This window comes from Methylocystis sp. ATCC 49242, from assembly GCF_000188155.2.
In the GTDB taxonomy this organism is placed as follows: domain Bacteria; phylum Pseudomonadota; class Alphaproteobacteria; order Rhizobiales; family Beijerinckiaceae; genus Methylocystis.
Genome location: NZ_KE124774.1, coordinates 2,161,023 through 2,175,976 on the forward strand (window position 1 = coordinate 2,161,023; position 14,954 = coordinate 2,175,976).

Below are 14,954 nucleotides of genomic sequence, written 5' to 3' on the forward strand. Positions count from 1 at the left end.
CTGTACGCCGCCGCTTCCCCTTTACGACAACGCAACATCGCTCTCGGTCGCCATACTCAGATTTTCTTCCATTCCTAGCCGCTCCATGCATTGCTGCACCTCTCCCAGATGCGCAATCATGTCATCCTGAACGGCCAACTCATGCGTTCCCTCGAGGCGCAAGCACTCGATCAGTCGCATTTTCAAGTCCAGCAGGTGGCCGAACTGCATCAGGTAGTAGTAATTGCTGTACTCACTGCCGTTCACCAAAACACAGACGGTTGCACCCGGCTGACAGAAGACAAGATTGGCCAAAGCCGCCCCTGCCTCGCTGACGATGTAACGCGCGTTCGAAAATGCCTGAACTTGCTGTGCGAAGCTCGCTGCTCCCGGATCGAAGGAAATAAAGCCCTGTTTTTTCAACTGGAACTCTAAAGCTTCGCGATTTATGAGACGTCGAAAATCCACATTTTGCCGCGCGATATACACTCGCTCAAACTGCTTTATGTTACGTCGCAGCAGGGGCTCGGCCAGACGTCGTAGAAGCTGAACAGCCGTGGGCGATATAAGAATGTCGTGACGCTCCGGGTGGTGGCGCGTATGAACCTCGTTGTGACAGATGTCGGTCACATAATGGAGCTTGCTGACTTCGACATTACACCCACTCCCTACTCTAATTAGAGCAGGCTGTCTGCCAACCGCCAATTCCAATATTTCCCTCATCTGTGGAGCGATCCGGTCATGCACGAGAAGCGGGAGGTCGCCAACAAGTCCTTGTTCGCGTGCAAGTAACAGACGGGGTAGCACTTCAAGCAACCAATGGAAATAATTATGCCCGTGATCGTGAAGTAGCGAAAATGCCTCGTCTACGCGCGCAATCGTTGGGAAGCTGCGAATAGCACAGTTCCCGTTAGCCTCGTGCAATATGACAGGCGATTTGATCTCGGCCGTTCGCTCACCAGGGACGTCGAGATAATCGTAAAGATAGTCATGGACGCCAACACGGATCAACGAGGTTTCTCCCATTACCGCAACGTCATTGAGCTGCACGTAATGAACTGTTGGAAGATCGCACCATTCATCAGGACGAGGGTCGGGAGATCGATTAGGAAAAATCGGAGTTGGCGCCAGAACTCTTTCCGCGGCCGGCAAAGGCGTCTGACAAATCTCATTGCGCAAGGCATAATCGACGACCTTTTTGATACGGCCTGTCTCGATAACCATGCCGTTTGCATTTCCGAGCTGAGGCAGAGGGAAATAATAATTGAAGAAAAAGTTGTAAGCGGTCTTCGCTACGAGTAGCCAATTGCTGGCCAGAGCCATAACGGCCAAGATAATCCAGAAATTGTTTCGGAAAGAGCGACGCTTTAAACCTAGGAAGGTCGACGTTTGCCAGTAGCGTTCTATATTTTCACTGTCGTGTGGAATCAGAAATGTGGCCTGCCGTTCCAATCCGTCCTTCCATTCGATGCCCAGGAAGGTCGCCTGACTCCGGGCGAAATCCTCATCATCCATGTTCTTCATCAAATTATACGGAACCCGCATTTCTGAAATTCCGCACCGGACGAAATGTTCGACCTTGTTCGTCACGCTGTTGAGATCGGGATAGATCGCTGCATAGTCAGCTTCATCAAAGCCGATGACAGACAGGACTCCGTCGCGATTGCGATCGCAATCGAGCGCGCAAGGGACCCTCCCTTCATATATGCCATTCCTGATGAAGTGGTCGAACGGGTCGATGCCTGCGTTTGCGACGTCGATATAGGCATCGCAATAATAGAGCTCGTCAAATGCCAGCATTGTCTTGAAAAATGCCAATTCCTCAGCTGACACATTCGCAAGGTCGATTTTTGCGAAAGCGCCCGCGAAGTAATCGCGTTTCCTTGGCTCGGTCATTGCGCGTCTGCCCAAAGCGGTAGCAGTCCTTGGCAACACGAGTCCTCTCGAACGGTGCGACTGCTGTCGTCAGGCAAAATGTTTTGATGCTGCACTCGGGACTCTCTCTTCGTAATCTTAGCTTGAGACGTAGATTCTCTACTCGTCGAAGGTAGCGATGGCTTCCGTCACCGTTTTCGCGAATGCATGAGGCATTTGCGGCCAGAAGGGCAGGCTCATGACCTCTGCCGCCAGCGCCTCTGCGAGCGGGAATGCGCCTTCCGGCAGGGCCAGGGAAGCATATGCGGCTTGCCTGTGCGGGGGGCAGGGATAATGCACCAAGGTCTGAACGCCATTGATTCGCAAATGTTCAATTAGCCGGTCTCGGCCCTTGGGCACGCGCACGACGTATAGATGCCATACGCTCTCCACGCCCTGCGCTACCGAAGGCCGCTTCACATGCCGGGAATTCGCGAGGAGATGCGAGTAATATGACGCCAGGTGTTGACGCTGGTGGTTCCAGGCCGGCAACCGCCGAAGCTTCACACGCAAGACAGCAGCCTGAAGCTCGTCAAGACGCGAGTTGACGCCCAAAATCTCATGCCGGTATTTCACCGTGGAGCCATAGTTGCGGAGTAGCCGCAACCGCCGTGCTAGGTGCTCGTCGTTCGTTACGACCGCGCCACCATCGCCCAAAGCTCCGAGATTCTTGGTGGGGTAAAAGCTGAAAGCTCCAATCGTCCCCAAGCCTCCCACAGGTCGGCCAGCAATAGTCGCCCCGTGGGCCTGGGCCGAGTCCTCAAGCACCGCCAGACCATGACGTGCGGCGATCGCGTTGATGGACCCCATGTCGGCCGGTTGCCCGTAAAGGTGCACGGGGATTATGCAGCGCGTGCGTGACGTGATGGCTGCTTCTATCCTTGAGGGGTCGATATTCAACGTAATCGGATCGGGCTCTGCGCCAACCGGCGTGGCGCCCGTGGCGGAGACGGCTAGCCACGTCGCGATGAAGGTGTTAGTCGGGACGATCACCTCGTCGCCAACGCCAACGTCAAGGGCCTTTAGAGCGAGCGTCAATGCGGATAGTCCGTCCGATACGCCAACGCAGTAGCGCGCCTCACAGAACGCGGCGAATTCAGCCTCGAACGCCTCGAGCTGAGGCCCCAGGATTAAGTGGCCTCCATCCACCACAGTAGCGACGACGGCATCAATCGCTTCGCGAATCTCGCGATGGCCATCCGACAGATCATAGAAGGGTATCGTCATCCGACTCGCTCGCGGCGAGCTTCAAGGACGAAGGTTTCATAGTCGCGTATGTAGTCCGACTCGTCATAATTATGGGACGCCAAGACAAGACAGCAGGCACCCGAGGAAAAATTGCGCAGCTCTCTCCATACTAGAGGGTGTTATGCACCTTGGATCATGAAATCTGCTGCGCGCTTGAGCATGAGACATGCGAAGGCGACGACGTGGAGTCCTGCGAGGGTCTGAGCATAGCGCTCGTAGTCTTTGACGAGCCGCCTGCATCGCGTCGCCCAGGCGAATGAACGCTCGACCACCCAGCGCTTGGGCAGCAACACGAAGCCTTTTTTGGCCTCGGCGAGTTTGACGACGCAAAGCTCGGCGCCCTGCGCCTTTGCGGCCTCGGACGCCTTTTCGCCGGTGTAGCCCTGATCGACATAAACGAGTTCGACGCTTTCGCCTGTCACATCCTGCACGGCTGCGATGAGCTTGCCGACCTCGGCGCGGTCATCGACATTCGCCGGCGTGACATGCAACGCCAGCAAATGGCCCAATGTGTCGACTGCCATGTGCAGCTTCGAGCCGCGCTTTCGCTTCGCGCCGTCATAGCCCGCTCGTGGGCCGCTCTCAGGGGTCGAGCGCAAGGTGCGGCTGTCGATGATCGCCGCCGTCGGCTCCGCCGCCCGCCCGGAAGCGACGCGCAACTGGGCGCGCAGATCCTGCGCAAGCGCCTCGAACACGCCCGCCGACAGCCAGCGCTGCGATTGCTGATACACGGCGAACCATGGCGGCAGATCGTTGGGCATGGCGCGCCAGGCGATGCCGTAGCGCAGCACGTAACGCAGGCCGTTGAACAGCTCGCGCAGCGAATGTTGACGCTGCGGCGCGCCTTCGTCCATGAGCGTCAGATAAGGCGCAACCAGCGACCATTCTTCGTCGCTGACGTCAGACGGATAAGGTTTGCGAATCGGAGACATCCGATTCTACTAAGACAATCAATCACCAAAGTACATAACACCCTCTAGATTTTTCAAATAGAGTCCGTAGTAGGATCTATTTAGCGATACCACCTCGCTGCGCCGTCCGTCACTCAGATGAACATCAAAACTTCCGCTTACCGCGATCACGACTTGCTCCAACTCTTTATGGGCATGACCACCGCGAAACGATCCGCCAGGTACGTCGTAGAGATAATATACGCGGCTGATTCCAAACGAGATATTCCGAGATCCTTCGATAAAGGTAAGGTTCCCGCGACGGTCGTTGACGATCGGAAAACGCAACAATTCCCACGAGCCAGACATCGTCTTTCCTAATCGTCTTCATTCCTCAAGAATCTCACGTGATCCGATCTCGGAGAGGAGACCAATCTAGACCCCGGAAAGGCTGAACCAATGTGAGTAAATCAGCGTGAACCCCAGGGATATTTCCAGCAAGTGGTAGGACTCCTCCACACCACGTTGGCCGGCGGCCCTGGCGACGACGAATCGGAAACGACTGTAAAGCGAACAATTGTTGCGAGGCACGGTCGTCTCCTCCACGGCACGCACTAAAGATACTTAACTGAATATCAAAGCTTGAGACGGCTGCAAATGTAAATCACTTGTTACCCATCCCCATTTTTGCGACTCGGGTCTTTGCGCGCTGGAACCGGGGTGTCGAGGTTTGTCTGGAAAGGGTTTGCGCCGATGAACCTCGCGATGTCGACAGTCGTGTGCACAATTGATTTGGCCTGTGCTGCCTAAATGGCACGGTATCTGTTGGCTGCTTTTCGCCGGATTACACAGGGCCTCAGCTTTCATTCAGAGCCATTGCTGGGAGCGTTGATCTCGCCGGGTTGATCGCAAAAGATCAGATGCGGTTCTCGCGCGCAGGCTGTTTCGGCTTGCGGCTGATGGGCCGGGCGGCATCCTCTCGCCACACCTAGAATATCCGTGAGTTGCCAATCGAGCGCGGACTTTTTGTTGGCGACGGTCGCAGCCTTGAAAGTGGCGATGTCTGCGGCCAGATCGGATGTGAACTGATGGGGTGGATGCCCCCTCCACCCAGCATTGTGTGATGCTGGGTCGGCGCCGGGAGGCGCAGTTATGGAGGACGTGCATATGTCTGAAGTTCATGTTTTGGCGATCGATTTGGCGAAACGCAGTTTTCAGCTTTGCGGGACGGATCGCGGTGGGGCGGTTCTGTTCAATCGGACCGTGTCTCGTTCGAAACTCGAGCAAATCCTCCGGGCGCAGCCGCCCTGCATCGTCGCGATGGAAGCCTGCGCGACGAGCCATTACTGGGGCCGAATGGGAGTTGCTTGTGGACACGAGGTTCGTCTGATCCCGCCGATCTACGTCAAGCCGTTCGTGAAGCGTCAGAAGAATGACGCCGCGGATGCTGCGGCGATCGCCGAGGCCGCTTTGCGGCCGAACATGCATTGCGTGGCGGTCAAGAGCGCCGAACATCAGGCGCGGGCCGTCGCCTTCCGCGCCCATCAATGCTTCGTCGGACAACGCACGCAATTGATCAACGCGCTTCGCGGTCACCTGGCGGAGTTCGGACTGGTCGTCGCGAAAGGCCCCGCGAATTTGAAGTCACTCGTCGACATGATGAAGGATGAAAGCGTCGATGTCCCAGAAGCAGTGCGGGACGTCGTCCAGCTCTTCCTCGATCAGATCGAAGCGATTACTTCCAAGATCGAGGATCTGGCTCTGCGGCTCAAAAAAAGCGACGAAGGAAAACGACGAGATGCGGCGTCTTTGCACTGTCCCGGACGTTGGCCCTGTGACCGCCGGAGCCGTGCTCGCCTTCGCTCCGGACTTGCGGGCTTTTTCGAGCGGCAGAAATTTCGCCGCCTGGCTCGGCCTTGTGCCACGCCAGCATTCGACAGGCGGGAAAACCCGACTGGGGGCGGTCAGCAAGATGGGGCAGAACGATATCCGCCGGTTGCTGATCGTCGGCGCCATGAGCAGGATCCGCTGGATCGTGCGCAAGGGCGTATTGCCCGACAATTGGCTTGGCCGCATTCTCGGCCGCAAGCCGAGGATGGTCGCAGCCGTCGCCCTCGCGAACAAAATGGCGCGCATCATCTGGGCCATGATGACCAGGGAACAGAATTACCGAATGGCGTGATCCGCGAAAGCCCAACCGGGCGCGAAGCGGAAAAGCGCTGACAGGGCCGGCGTAGCGCCGGTTCCGGCGAGGAGATCGACCGACGACATATGCGGCAAGGACTTCAATGTTCAGAATGGGGAAAGCCGGTCCCGGGGCTCGAGCCAACCAAGCTCTCTGGTAAGGCCGTATGTCCGCTTCTGCGACTGAGGTAGCTCGCTCTACGCTGTGCGAGCGAGGGTTGCTCGGTGTTCCGAGCCGAGCCTCAGCGCAGGAGAGCGAGCCATGGAGCGGTCTACAGAAATTTTTGTTGGGATCGACGTTTCGAAGGCGCGCAATGCGATTGCCGTCGTCACGGAGGGACGCAGCGGCGAGGTGCGTTATGTCGGTGAAGTTGACTCCTCCGTCGACAGTATGCGTCGCTTGATCAAGCGCATTACCGCCAAACACCCGCAGGCACATTTTTGTTATGAAGCCGGACCGACCGGCTACGGCCTGCACCGGCTCATCATTTCCATGGGGTTCGCTTGCTCCGTCGTGGCGCCCTCGCTCATTCCGCGCAAGCCAGGCGATCGGGTCAAGACCAACCGGCGCGACGCCGTTGCGCTCGCCAAGTTGCTTCGAGCCGGGGAATTGACTGCTGTGTGGGCGCCGGACGAAAGCCATGAAGCGATGCGCGATCTGGTGCGCGCTCGATCCGCCGCGGTTGAAACACTGCGTGTGCATCGTCAGCAGGTGAGCGCATTCATGCTCCGTCACGGTCGGATTTTTCCGCGCAAAACGACTTGGGGCGCTCGTCATCTTCGTTGGCTGCAAGAACAAAAGTTTGATCATCCAGCCCATCAGATCGCGCTGCAGGAGATGGTCGAAGCCGTGAGAATCTCCAAGGAGCGCGCGGAGCGGCTCGAGGCGGCGATCAAAGAGTTCATACCCCAATGGTCGCTGGCGCCTGTGGTCCGGGCGCTCCTGACATTACGCGGGATTGATCTGCTTGTGGCAGTCACCTGCGCCACGGAGCTCGGCGATTTAAGCCGTTTCGATAATCCGCGTCAGCTTATGGGCTATCTCGGCTTGACCCCGAGTGAACGCTCGACGGGTGACACGGTTCGTCGCGGCGGCATCACCAAGGCCGGCAACGGACGTGTCCGGCATCTGCTGATTGAAAGCGCCTGGACCTACCGTCATCCGCCAAGGGTCGGAAAAGAGAAGCTCTACAAAATTGAAGCCGCGCCGCCGCGCGTAAGAGAGATCGCGTGGAAAGCGCAGAGTCGCCTTACAGCTCGCTATCGCGCACTCAGCGCACGCGGCAAAAAGACAACCGTCGTCTGCGTTGCAATTGCGCGGGAACTCGTTGGCTTCATGTGGTGCATCGCAAAGGAGGCGCAAGTCGCCTAAGCGACGGTTGATTGTCCGCTCGCGCATGGGCGGGGACTGGATCACGGCAGGGGAATACCCGTCAGACGCTTTGTGGCCGGCGACAGCCGACGCCCGATGTAAGATAGGGAAAGCCCCAGACGCATTTTCGGGAATGCGGTAACCAACCCGCGCATAAGAGCTTGATCACCGACGTCTTTCAGATCCAGTCCCTACCCCTGCGCGATAACCTTCCCTTGACGCTGCTGCCCGTGGCGCGAAGTCGCTCGTCAAAATTGTTGACTGCGGACATAAGAGCGTGATCGGACGACCGCGTGTTGCTATGCGGCGACGGCTTGCGACATTTCACGCCGCCATTTCCACGGAAGGAGATCGTCGATCTGGTTGATCGGGTGATCGGCGATGCGAGCGATGACGTCAGCGAGCCAGGCCTCCGGATTGACGTCGTTGAAGCGCGCGGTTTCGATCAGCGTATACATGATCGCCGCCCTTCGCCCGCCTTCGTCGGAGCCAGCGAACAGATAGTTTTTTCTGCCCAATGTAAGAGGCCTGACGGCGCGTTCAGCGGCGTTGTTTGTCATCTCGAGACACCCGTCATCCACATAGCGGGTCAAGGCCGCCCAGCGAGAGGTCGCGTAGCGGATGGCCTTGGCGAAGTCGCTCTTGCCGCTGATTTTGACCAGCGTCGCGTCGAGGAATGCGCGTCGCTCATCCAGAATGGGGTTCGCCCGCTCGCGGCGCGCGGCGACGCGCTCGGCCGGCGGTTTGCCTTTGACACCCGCTTCGATGGCAAAGAGCCGCGCGATCATTTCGAGCGCCTCGCCCGCCGCCGGTGATTTCGTTTCGATATGCACGTCGTAAATCTTGCGCCTTGCATGCGCCCAGCAGGCGACCTCCTTCAGCGGCGCCGGCGCGCCGGTTTTCAGATCGGCCTCGTAAAGGCCGCCGAAGCCCGTATAGCCGTCGGCATGGAGATGGCCGCGACAGCCCTTCAGCAAGGCATGGGCGTGCTCGGAGGCGCGGTCAGCCGAGTAGAGGTAGAAGGCAGCCGGCGGCGCCGTCGACCCATAGGGTCTTTCATCGCGCACCGCGGTCCACAATCGGCCGGTCTTCGTCCTGCCGCGCCCAGGATCGAGCACGGGAACCGTCGGGCGAGTAGACCGAGGGGTTTTCACCCTCGGCCTCTCCCAGAACCGGGCGTGAGACTCTCGCCTCACCCGGCTCCCATCAGGCCAGCCTGCCACTTGCGCCGAGTCGCCAATGCACGAACAATCGGGGGTTTTCGCACGCGATCTTTTCGAGAAAAGCACGGGCGCGGCCCAATCGGTGGTGGAAGCGCTTGAACTTGCGCTTGATCCAGACGGCAAGCGTCTGATCGATATAACGAACCAGGGGATAGAGCGCCGAACGCGTGTATTGCCCATAGTAAGCGATCCAGCCCCGAGTGATCGGGTTCAGCTCGCGAGCGATATCGTCCAGCGTCACCTGTGTTCGTTTGCGCAACTTCAAACCTCGGATCGTGGATCGCATCGCGTTCAGCGCAGGCTTGCTCACCGCTGGCGTGAACCCACAGAACAGAGTCTGCGAGCGTGGGCCTCTCACGGTTCGCGGCCTAAAGCAGTAGCCGAGAAAGTCAAAGGCGACATTCTCGAAATTGGCTTTTCGCCGATCATCCTTGCAATAGACGATCTTCGTCTTCGTGGGATGTAGCTCCAAGCGGCACTCCGCCATCCGAGACGCCAGCGCTTCCCATACGATCCGTGCCTCCCTCTCGGACCGGCAGTGCACCAGCCCGTCATCTGCATACCGACACCACCTCAGGTGCGGGAACGTCCGCGCCATCCAGAGATCAAACGTGTAGTGCATGAAGAGGTTAGCCAAGACCGGGCTGACGACGCCTCCTTGCGGAGTGCCGCGCGTTCGCTCAATCAATGTTCCATCCTCTTGCATCATCGGGGCCGTCAACCATCGTTCGATGTAGAGCAGCGCCCAAGGGCACGCGACGTGTTTCCGGACAGCCCGCATCAACAGCGTGTGATCGATATTGTCGAACAGACCTTTGATGTCGAACTCTAGAACCCAATCGAATTTCCAGCATCGCTCGCGCGTGACACCGACAGCATCAAGCGCCGATTTGTCGGGCCGATAGCCGTAGGAATCCGCTAGAAAGATCGCGTCCAGAGCCGGCTCAATGATCTCCTTGACAACCGTTTGCGCCACGCGGTCGGCTACGGTCGGGACTCCAAGGATTCTCTGCCCTCCACTCTTCTTGGGAATGGAAACAGCACGCACTGGCGGCGGGAAGTATGCGCCAGAGCTCATTCGATTCCAGATTTTGTAGAGGTTGCCCTTCAAATCCTTCTCGAACTGCTCGATCGTCACGCCATCGACGCCGCCCGCGCCCTCCTTGGACCGCACCTCCAGATATGCTTCGTATACTTGATGCTTGTCGATCAAGAACGGCTTGCTTGGCGGGTTCATCGACGTCCTCCTGTCGCCAGTTGCGTCAACGATCCGCCGACCTGATCCGACCCCTTTGCTCCGGCCCCGTTACGGGCGTTCATCGCTACTACGAGCCGGTCCGTCCCAGCGCTCCGCGTCGGTACTCTCGCCTCGCGGTTTTCTCCGCTTGTGCTTCTCCCTTTGCATCGGAGCGGCTGGTTCCTGCAGTTCCACGGCAACGCCTGCATCCGCTTCACGCCCCCTCAACGCCGGTCGTCGCTCGCCCAGTCATCAGGCATCCGGCGAGCTGATCCCAGAGGGACGACACACCCCTGGTTTTGACGACGCCTTCCACGTCACGACGCTTCATCGGTGGGTTCATTTTCATTCGTCTCTCGGACGCATACCTGTTCAAGGTGCTCCTTGAACTTTGGCTCCAACGCTCACGACCACGCCTCTTTAACGCAGCCGCTTGGAGTGGTTTGAGACCCGCTCCTGAAAGCCGATCCCGAGGGGCCGTCCCTCATCGTTACCGCAGCTTCAGCGCACAGAAGTTCAGACCATGACGATCATCCTTTCTGCGTGCCTCTGCAGCACACTATCGTCCGCGTGAACGGCGCAGCCGGCGCGCACATGACGCGCGATGCGCTGGGCCAACGGCTCCAGCAGCGCCGCCATATGGCCGACCCAGCCGGCCATGACCGAGCGGTCGATCGTCACGCCCTCGCGAGCGTAAATGCCGGATTGGCGATGCAGCGGAAGATGATCGCAATATTTGGAGACGATCACATGAGCAAGCAACGCCGGCCCCGGCCGTCCCTTCTCGATTGGCAGCGTCGGCATGGGCGCCTGAACGATCGTCTCGCAGGCGCGGCAGCTCATCTTCGGCCGCACATGCATCACGCGCTTGAAGTGCGAGGCGACGTATTCCAGCACGTCCCGCTCGTCGGCGCCTACCGGTCCGAATTTGTTCCCGCCGCAGGTCGGGCAGACGCAGGGCGCGTCGTGGACGATCGTCTCGAGCGGGAGATGATCGGGCAGAGGAACGCGAACGGACGGCTTCTTCTTCGGCGTCGATGACGAACCGCCGCTCTCGACCGCTTCGCTCCTCGCCTGCCGCTCGGCGTCGCTCTCTTCCATGTCGCCGATCAGCAGTTCGAGCTGTTCGATATCCCGATCGAGCTTTTCCGACGAACGCCCGAAGCGTGCGCGCCGCAACACGGCGAGCTGCATTTTCAGCTTCTCGATCAGCAGTGTTTTGGCGTGAACTTCCGCGGCGAGCGCCTCCGCGAAACGCCGCAGTTCGGCGGGGTCTTCGGGCAAATCGGCAGCGGCGCGCGACATGGTTTCATCTATCACGAAACACGTGACGGCGCAGCTCAATAATGAATGGATTCTACAGGAAGGCCGGGCGCTCCGGCGCTTCTGGCGCAACCGTCCGCCGCCAGTCGATCCCTTCGATCAGCAAGGCCAGCTGCGCCGCCGTCAACTGCAGCGCACCCTCGACGATCGGCGGCCAGACGAACTTTCCCTTCTCCAGCCGCTTGGCGAAGAGACACAGGCCTGACCCGTCCCAGGTCAAAATCTTCACGTAGTCGCCGCGCTTGCTGCGGAACACGAAGGCCGCGCCAGAAAAAGGATCGTTACGCAGCACCTGCGCCACGTCGGCGGCGAGCCCATCGAAGCCGCGCCGCATGTCGACGGGCTTCAACGCCAGATAGACCTTCATCCCCGGTGCGAACTGAAGCATCAAAGATCACCCAGCGCAGACAACACGCGGCGCAGAGCGTCCGTATCCACATCCGCGTCGAGCGACAAGCGGGCGCCATTCGGCAGGCTGACTTCCATCACACCGCGCCGCACGCTCTTGCGCGCCCCCCTCGCTGGCGTGGCGGCCATCTTCGCAACCGGTAACGACGACGGCGCCAGAGCCGGGCTCACCAGAGTTGGCTTCAACTCCAGAACCTCCACGGGAACGAAGGTTTGTGCGGCTGCGGTCTCTTTCGCCGGCGCGCGCCGACGATCCAGCCAGCCTTCGCGCGAACGCCGTAGCCATTTGAAAATCAGATTGGCGTTCAATCCGTGCCGCCGCGCAACCGCCGCTACGGACGCGCCAGACGTCAACGCCTCCGTGACAATCCGCTGCCGTTCTTCAGGGCTCCACGTGCGCCGCTTGACGCCATCCTTCGCCGCCGACATTAGGTGTCCACCTCTTCAATGGTGGACACCTAACCAACTCCATATGCGTTCCGGTAGGCGGTCGTCACATCACGCCTCTTATGTCCGCAGTCAACAATTTTGACGAGCGACTTCGCGCCACGGGCAGCAGCGTCAAGGGAAGGTTATCGCGCAGGGGTAGGGACTGGATCTGAAAGACGTCGGTGATCAAGCTCTTATGCGCGGGTTGGTTACCGCATTCCCGAAAATGCGTCTGGGGCTTTCCCTATCTTACATCGGGCGTCGGCTGTCGCCGGCCACAAAGCGTCTGACGGGTATTCCCCTGCCGTGATCCAGTCCCCGCCCATGCGCGAGCGGACAATCAACCGTCGCTTAGGCGACTTGCGCCTCCTTTGCGATGCACCACATGAAGCCAACGAGTTCCCGCGCAATTGCAACGCAGACGACGGTTGTCTTTTTGCCGCGTGCGCTGAGTGCGCGATAGCGAGCTGTAAGGCGACTCTGCGCTTTCCACGCGATCTCTCTTACGCGCGGCGGCGCGGCTTCAATTTTGTAGAGCTTCTCTTTTCCGACCCTTGGCGGATGACGGTAGGTCCAGGCGCTTTCAATCAGCAGATGCCGGACACGTCCGTTGCCGGCCTTGGTGATGCCGCCGCGACGAACCGTGTCACCCGTCGAGCGTTCACTCGGGGTCAAGCCGAGATAGCCCATAAGCTGACGCGGATTATCGAAACGGCTTAAATCGCCGAGCTCCGTGGCGCAGGTGACTGCCACAAGCAGATCAATCCCGCGTAATGTCAGGAGCGCCCGGACCACAGGCGCCAGCGACCATTGGGGTATGAACTCTTTGATCGCCGCCTCGAGCCGCTCCGCGCGCTCCTTGGAGATTCTCACGGCTTCGACCATCTCCTGCAGCGCGATCTGATGGGCTGGATGATCAAACTTTTGTTCTTGCAGCCAACGAAGATGACGAGCGCCCCAAGTCGTTTTGCGCGGAAAAATCCGACCGTGACGGAGCATGAATGCGCTCACCTGCTGACGATGCACACGCAGTGTTTCAACCGCGGCGGATCGAGCGCGCACCAGATCGCGCATCGCTTCATGGCTTTCGTCCGGCGCCCACACAGCAGTCAATTCCCCGGCTCGAAGCAACTTGGCGAGCGCAACGGCGTCGCGCCGGTTGGTCTTGACCCGATCGCCTGGCTTGCGCGGAATGAGCGAGGGCGCCACGACGGAGCAAGCGAACCCCATGGAAATGATGAGCCGGTGCAGGCCGTAGCCGGTCGGTCCGGCTTCATAACAAAAATGTGCCTGCGGGTGTTTGGCGGTAATGCGCTTGATCAAGCGACGCATACTGTCGACGGAGGAGTCAACTTCACCGACATAACGCACCTCGCCGCTGCGTCCCTCCGTGACGACGGCAATCGCATTGCGCGCCTTCGAAACGTCGATCCCAACAAAAATTTCTGTAGACCGCTCCATGGCTCGCTCTCCTGCGCTGAGGCTCGGCTCGGAACACCGAGCAACCCTCGCTCGCACAGCGTAGAGCGAGCTACCTCAGTCGCAGAAGCGGACATACGGCCTTACGCCGAAGAATCACCTTGCCAAAACGGGGGCAATGGTATGGACCCCGCCCTTGGCCTAGGCTGGGATGTCGAACTGTCACTCGCAGAGCAGGAGACGACCATGCACATCGTCCGTATCGGCCTCGATCTCGCGAAATATGTTTTCCATCTTCACGGTGTTGACGAACGCGGCAAAGTCGTTTTGCGTAAGACTTTACGCCGCCCGGCCGTTGCGCTCTTCTTCGCGAATCTTCCGCCCTGCATTGTTGGAATGGAAGCCTCGAACGGCGCGCATTATTGGGCCAAGACGTTCTCCGAGCTTGGGCATGACGTTCGATTGATCAGCCCGCAGTTCGTCACGCCATACGTAAAATCCAACAAGAATGATCGGAATGACGCCGAGGCGATCTGTGAAGCAGTCGGCCGTCCGAACATGCGGTTCGTTCCGGTCAAATCCGCCGAACAGCTGGCGATCCAGGCTATTCATCGGATTCGCAGTCGTCTAGTCGCCAATAGGGTTAGACTTGTGAACCAGATCCGCGGCCTACTCGGCGAGCACGGCGTCGTTATTGCGCAGACCATCGGCAATCTTCGGCGCGCTTTGCCGCGGATCGTCGACGAGGAAAGCAACGGTCTGAACAGCATTGTTCGGGAGTTGATCGGCGAATTGCGGGAGGAATTGATCGACCTTGATAGGCGGGTCGCAATTTACGATCGCAAAATCCGGGAATTGTATCGAACAAGCGCAGCATGTCAGCGCCTCGGCATGGTCGAAGGAATTGGACCTATTACTGCGACAGCGCTGGTCGCAGCGGCTGGCGATGCAAAATGCTTCAAGAATGGACGGCAGTTCGCGGCATGGATCGGACTTGTCCCGAGACAACGATCGAGTGGCGGCCGATCGCGGCTGCTCGGCATCAGCAAACGCGGCGACCGATATCTTCGTACCTTGCTTATCCACGGCGCACGCGCCGCCTTGGGCCGGATACGAGGGAAGCAGGATCCGAGAAGCCTTTGGCTGCTCAAAGCGCGCGAACGCCATCATCCAAATGTCGTCGCCGTCGCGCTCGCCAACAAGAACGCGCGGATCGCATGGAGCTTGCTCGCCAGCGGCATGAGCTACGATCAGCGTCTAACCGTCAGCTCGGCCTAACCGCAGCTAAGCATCCGGGAAACAGACAACCAACGAGATTCCCACCAGCA

Annotated in this window: 11 protein-coding genes and 3 pseudogenes; 3 read left to right on the plus strand and 11 right to left on the minus strand. The window is 59.1% G+C overall.

Annotation, left to right across the window (positions count from 1 at the left end):
- Nucleotides 1-21: 21 nt before the first annotated feature.
- The 5 genes and pseudogenes from MET49242_RS12640 to MET49242_RS24325 all read right to left on the minus strand — a co-directional run bounded on the left by MET49242_RS12640 (nucleotide 22) and on the right by MET49242_RS24325 (nucleotide 4,400).
- Complete coding sequence (locus MET49242_RS12640) at nucleotides 22-1,875, minus strand: DUF563 domain-containing protein (protein WP_036283270.1); 1,854 nt, start codon at nucleotides 1,873-1,875, stop codon at nucleotides 22-24.
- Between the two features lie 138 nt (nucleotides 1,876-2,013).
- A complete protein-coding gene (locus tag MET49242_RS12645) occupies nucleotides 2,014-3,120 on the minus strand; it encodes a DegT/DnrJ/EryC1/StrS aminotransferase family protein (RefSeq protein ID WP_036283273.1) in 1,107 nt (368 codons plus the stop codon).
- A pseudogene (locus MET49242_RS26390) lies at nucleotides 3,117-3,245 on the minus strand (WxcM-like domain-containing protein); the annotation flags it as partial. The pseudogene MET49242_RS26390 and the gene MET49242_RS12645, both read right to left, overlap by 4 nt.
- Before the next feature lie 15 nt (nucleotides 3,246-3,260).
- The gene (locus MET49242_RS12650; RefSeq protein WP_036279258.1) at nucleotides 3,261-4,073 is read right to left on the minus strand and encodes an IS5 family transposase; all 813 of its coding nucleotides are present in this window, start codon (nucleotides 4,071-4,073) and stop codon (nucleotides 3,261-3,263) included.
- A gap of 18 nt (nucleotides 4,074-4,091) precedes the next feature.
- Entirely contained in the window at nucleotides 4,092-4,400 is a 309-nt protein-coding gene (locus MET49242_RS24325; protein ID WP_084679068.1) for a WxcM-like domain-containing protein, read from the minus strand.
- A 798-nt stretch (nucleotides 4,401-5,198) separates the two neighbouring features.
- On the opposite strand from MET49242_RS24325, the pseudogene MET49242_RS12660 reads away from it, so the two are divergent.
- Nucleotides 5,199-6,213, plus strand: a pseudogene (locus MET49242_RS12660) (IS110 family transposase).
- A 264-nt stretch (nucleotides 6,214-6,477) separates the two neighbouring features.
- Nucleotides 6,478-7,587: an IS110 family transposase gene (locus MET49242_RS12665; RefSeq protein ID WP_036283192.1), complete on the plus strand. Its 1,110-nt coding sequence runs from the start codon at nucleotides 6,478-6,480 to the stop codon at nucleotides 7,585-7,587.
- A gap of 299 nt (nucleotides 7,588-7,886) precedes the next feature.
- Here MET49242_RS12665 and MET49242_RS12670 read toward each other — a convergent pair.
- The 6 genes and pseudogenes from MET49242_RS12670 to MET49242_RS12695 form a co-directional block, all read right to left on the minus strand.
- Nucleotides 7,887-8,711: pseudogene (locus tag MET49242_RS12670) on the minus strand (IS66 family transposase); the annotation flags it as partial.
- 82 nt (nucleotides 8,712-8,793) lie between these two features.
- Complete coding sequence (gene ltrA, locus MET49242_RS12675; RefSeq protein WP_036283277.1) at nucleotides 8,794-10,047, minus strand: group II intron reverse transcriptase/maturase; 1,254 nt, start codon at nucleotides 10,045-10,047, stop codon at nucleotides 8,794-8,796.
- Nucleotides 10,048-10,563: 516 nt separating this feature from the next.
- The gene (locus tag MET49242_RS12680) at nucleotides 10,564-11,352 is read right to left on the minus strand and encodes a transposase (protein WP_244430807.1); all 789 of its coding nucleotides are present in this window, start codon (nucleotides 11,350-11,352) and stop codon (nucleotides 10,564-10,566) included.
- 52 nt (nucleotides 11,353-11,404) lie between these two features.
- The gene (gene tnpB, locus MET49242_RS12685; protein ID WP_036283193.1) at nucleotides 11,405-11,758 is read right to left on the minus strand and encodes an IS66 family insertion sequence element accessory protein TnpB; all 354 of its coding nucleotides are present in this window, start codon (nucleotides 11,756-11,758) and stop codon (nucleotides 11,405-11,407) included.
- A complete protein-coding gene (locus MET49242_RS12690; protein WP_036283279.1) occupies nucleotides 11,758-12,207 on the minus strand; it encodes a transposase in 450 nt (149 codons plus the stop codon). Before MET49242_RS12690 ends, tnpB begins: the two co-directional genes overlap by 1 nt.
- Before the next feature lie 351 nt (nucleotides 12,208-12,558).
- Complete coding sequence (locus MET49242_RS12695) at nucleotides 12,559-13,668, minus strand: IS110 family transposase (RefSeq protein ID WP_036283192.1); 1,110 nt, start codon at nucleotides 13,666-13,668, stop codon at nucleotides 12,559-12,561.
- A gap of 204 nt (nucleotides 13,669-13,872) precedes the next feature.
- Between MET49242_RS12695 and MET49242_RS12700 the strand changes: the two genes are divergently transcribed.
- Nucleotides 13,873-14,904 carry an IS110 family transposase gene (locus MET49242_RS12700; protein ID WP_036287460.1) on the plus strand — a complete coding sequence of 344 codons (1,032 nt, stop codon included), beginning with the start codon at nucleotides 13,873-13,875 and terminating at the stop codon, nucleotides 14,902-14,904.
- Nucleotides 14,905-14,954 lie beyond the last annotated feature (50 nt).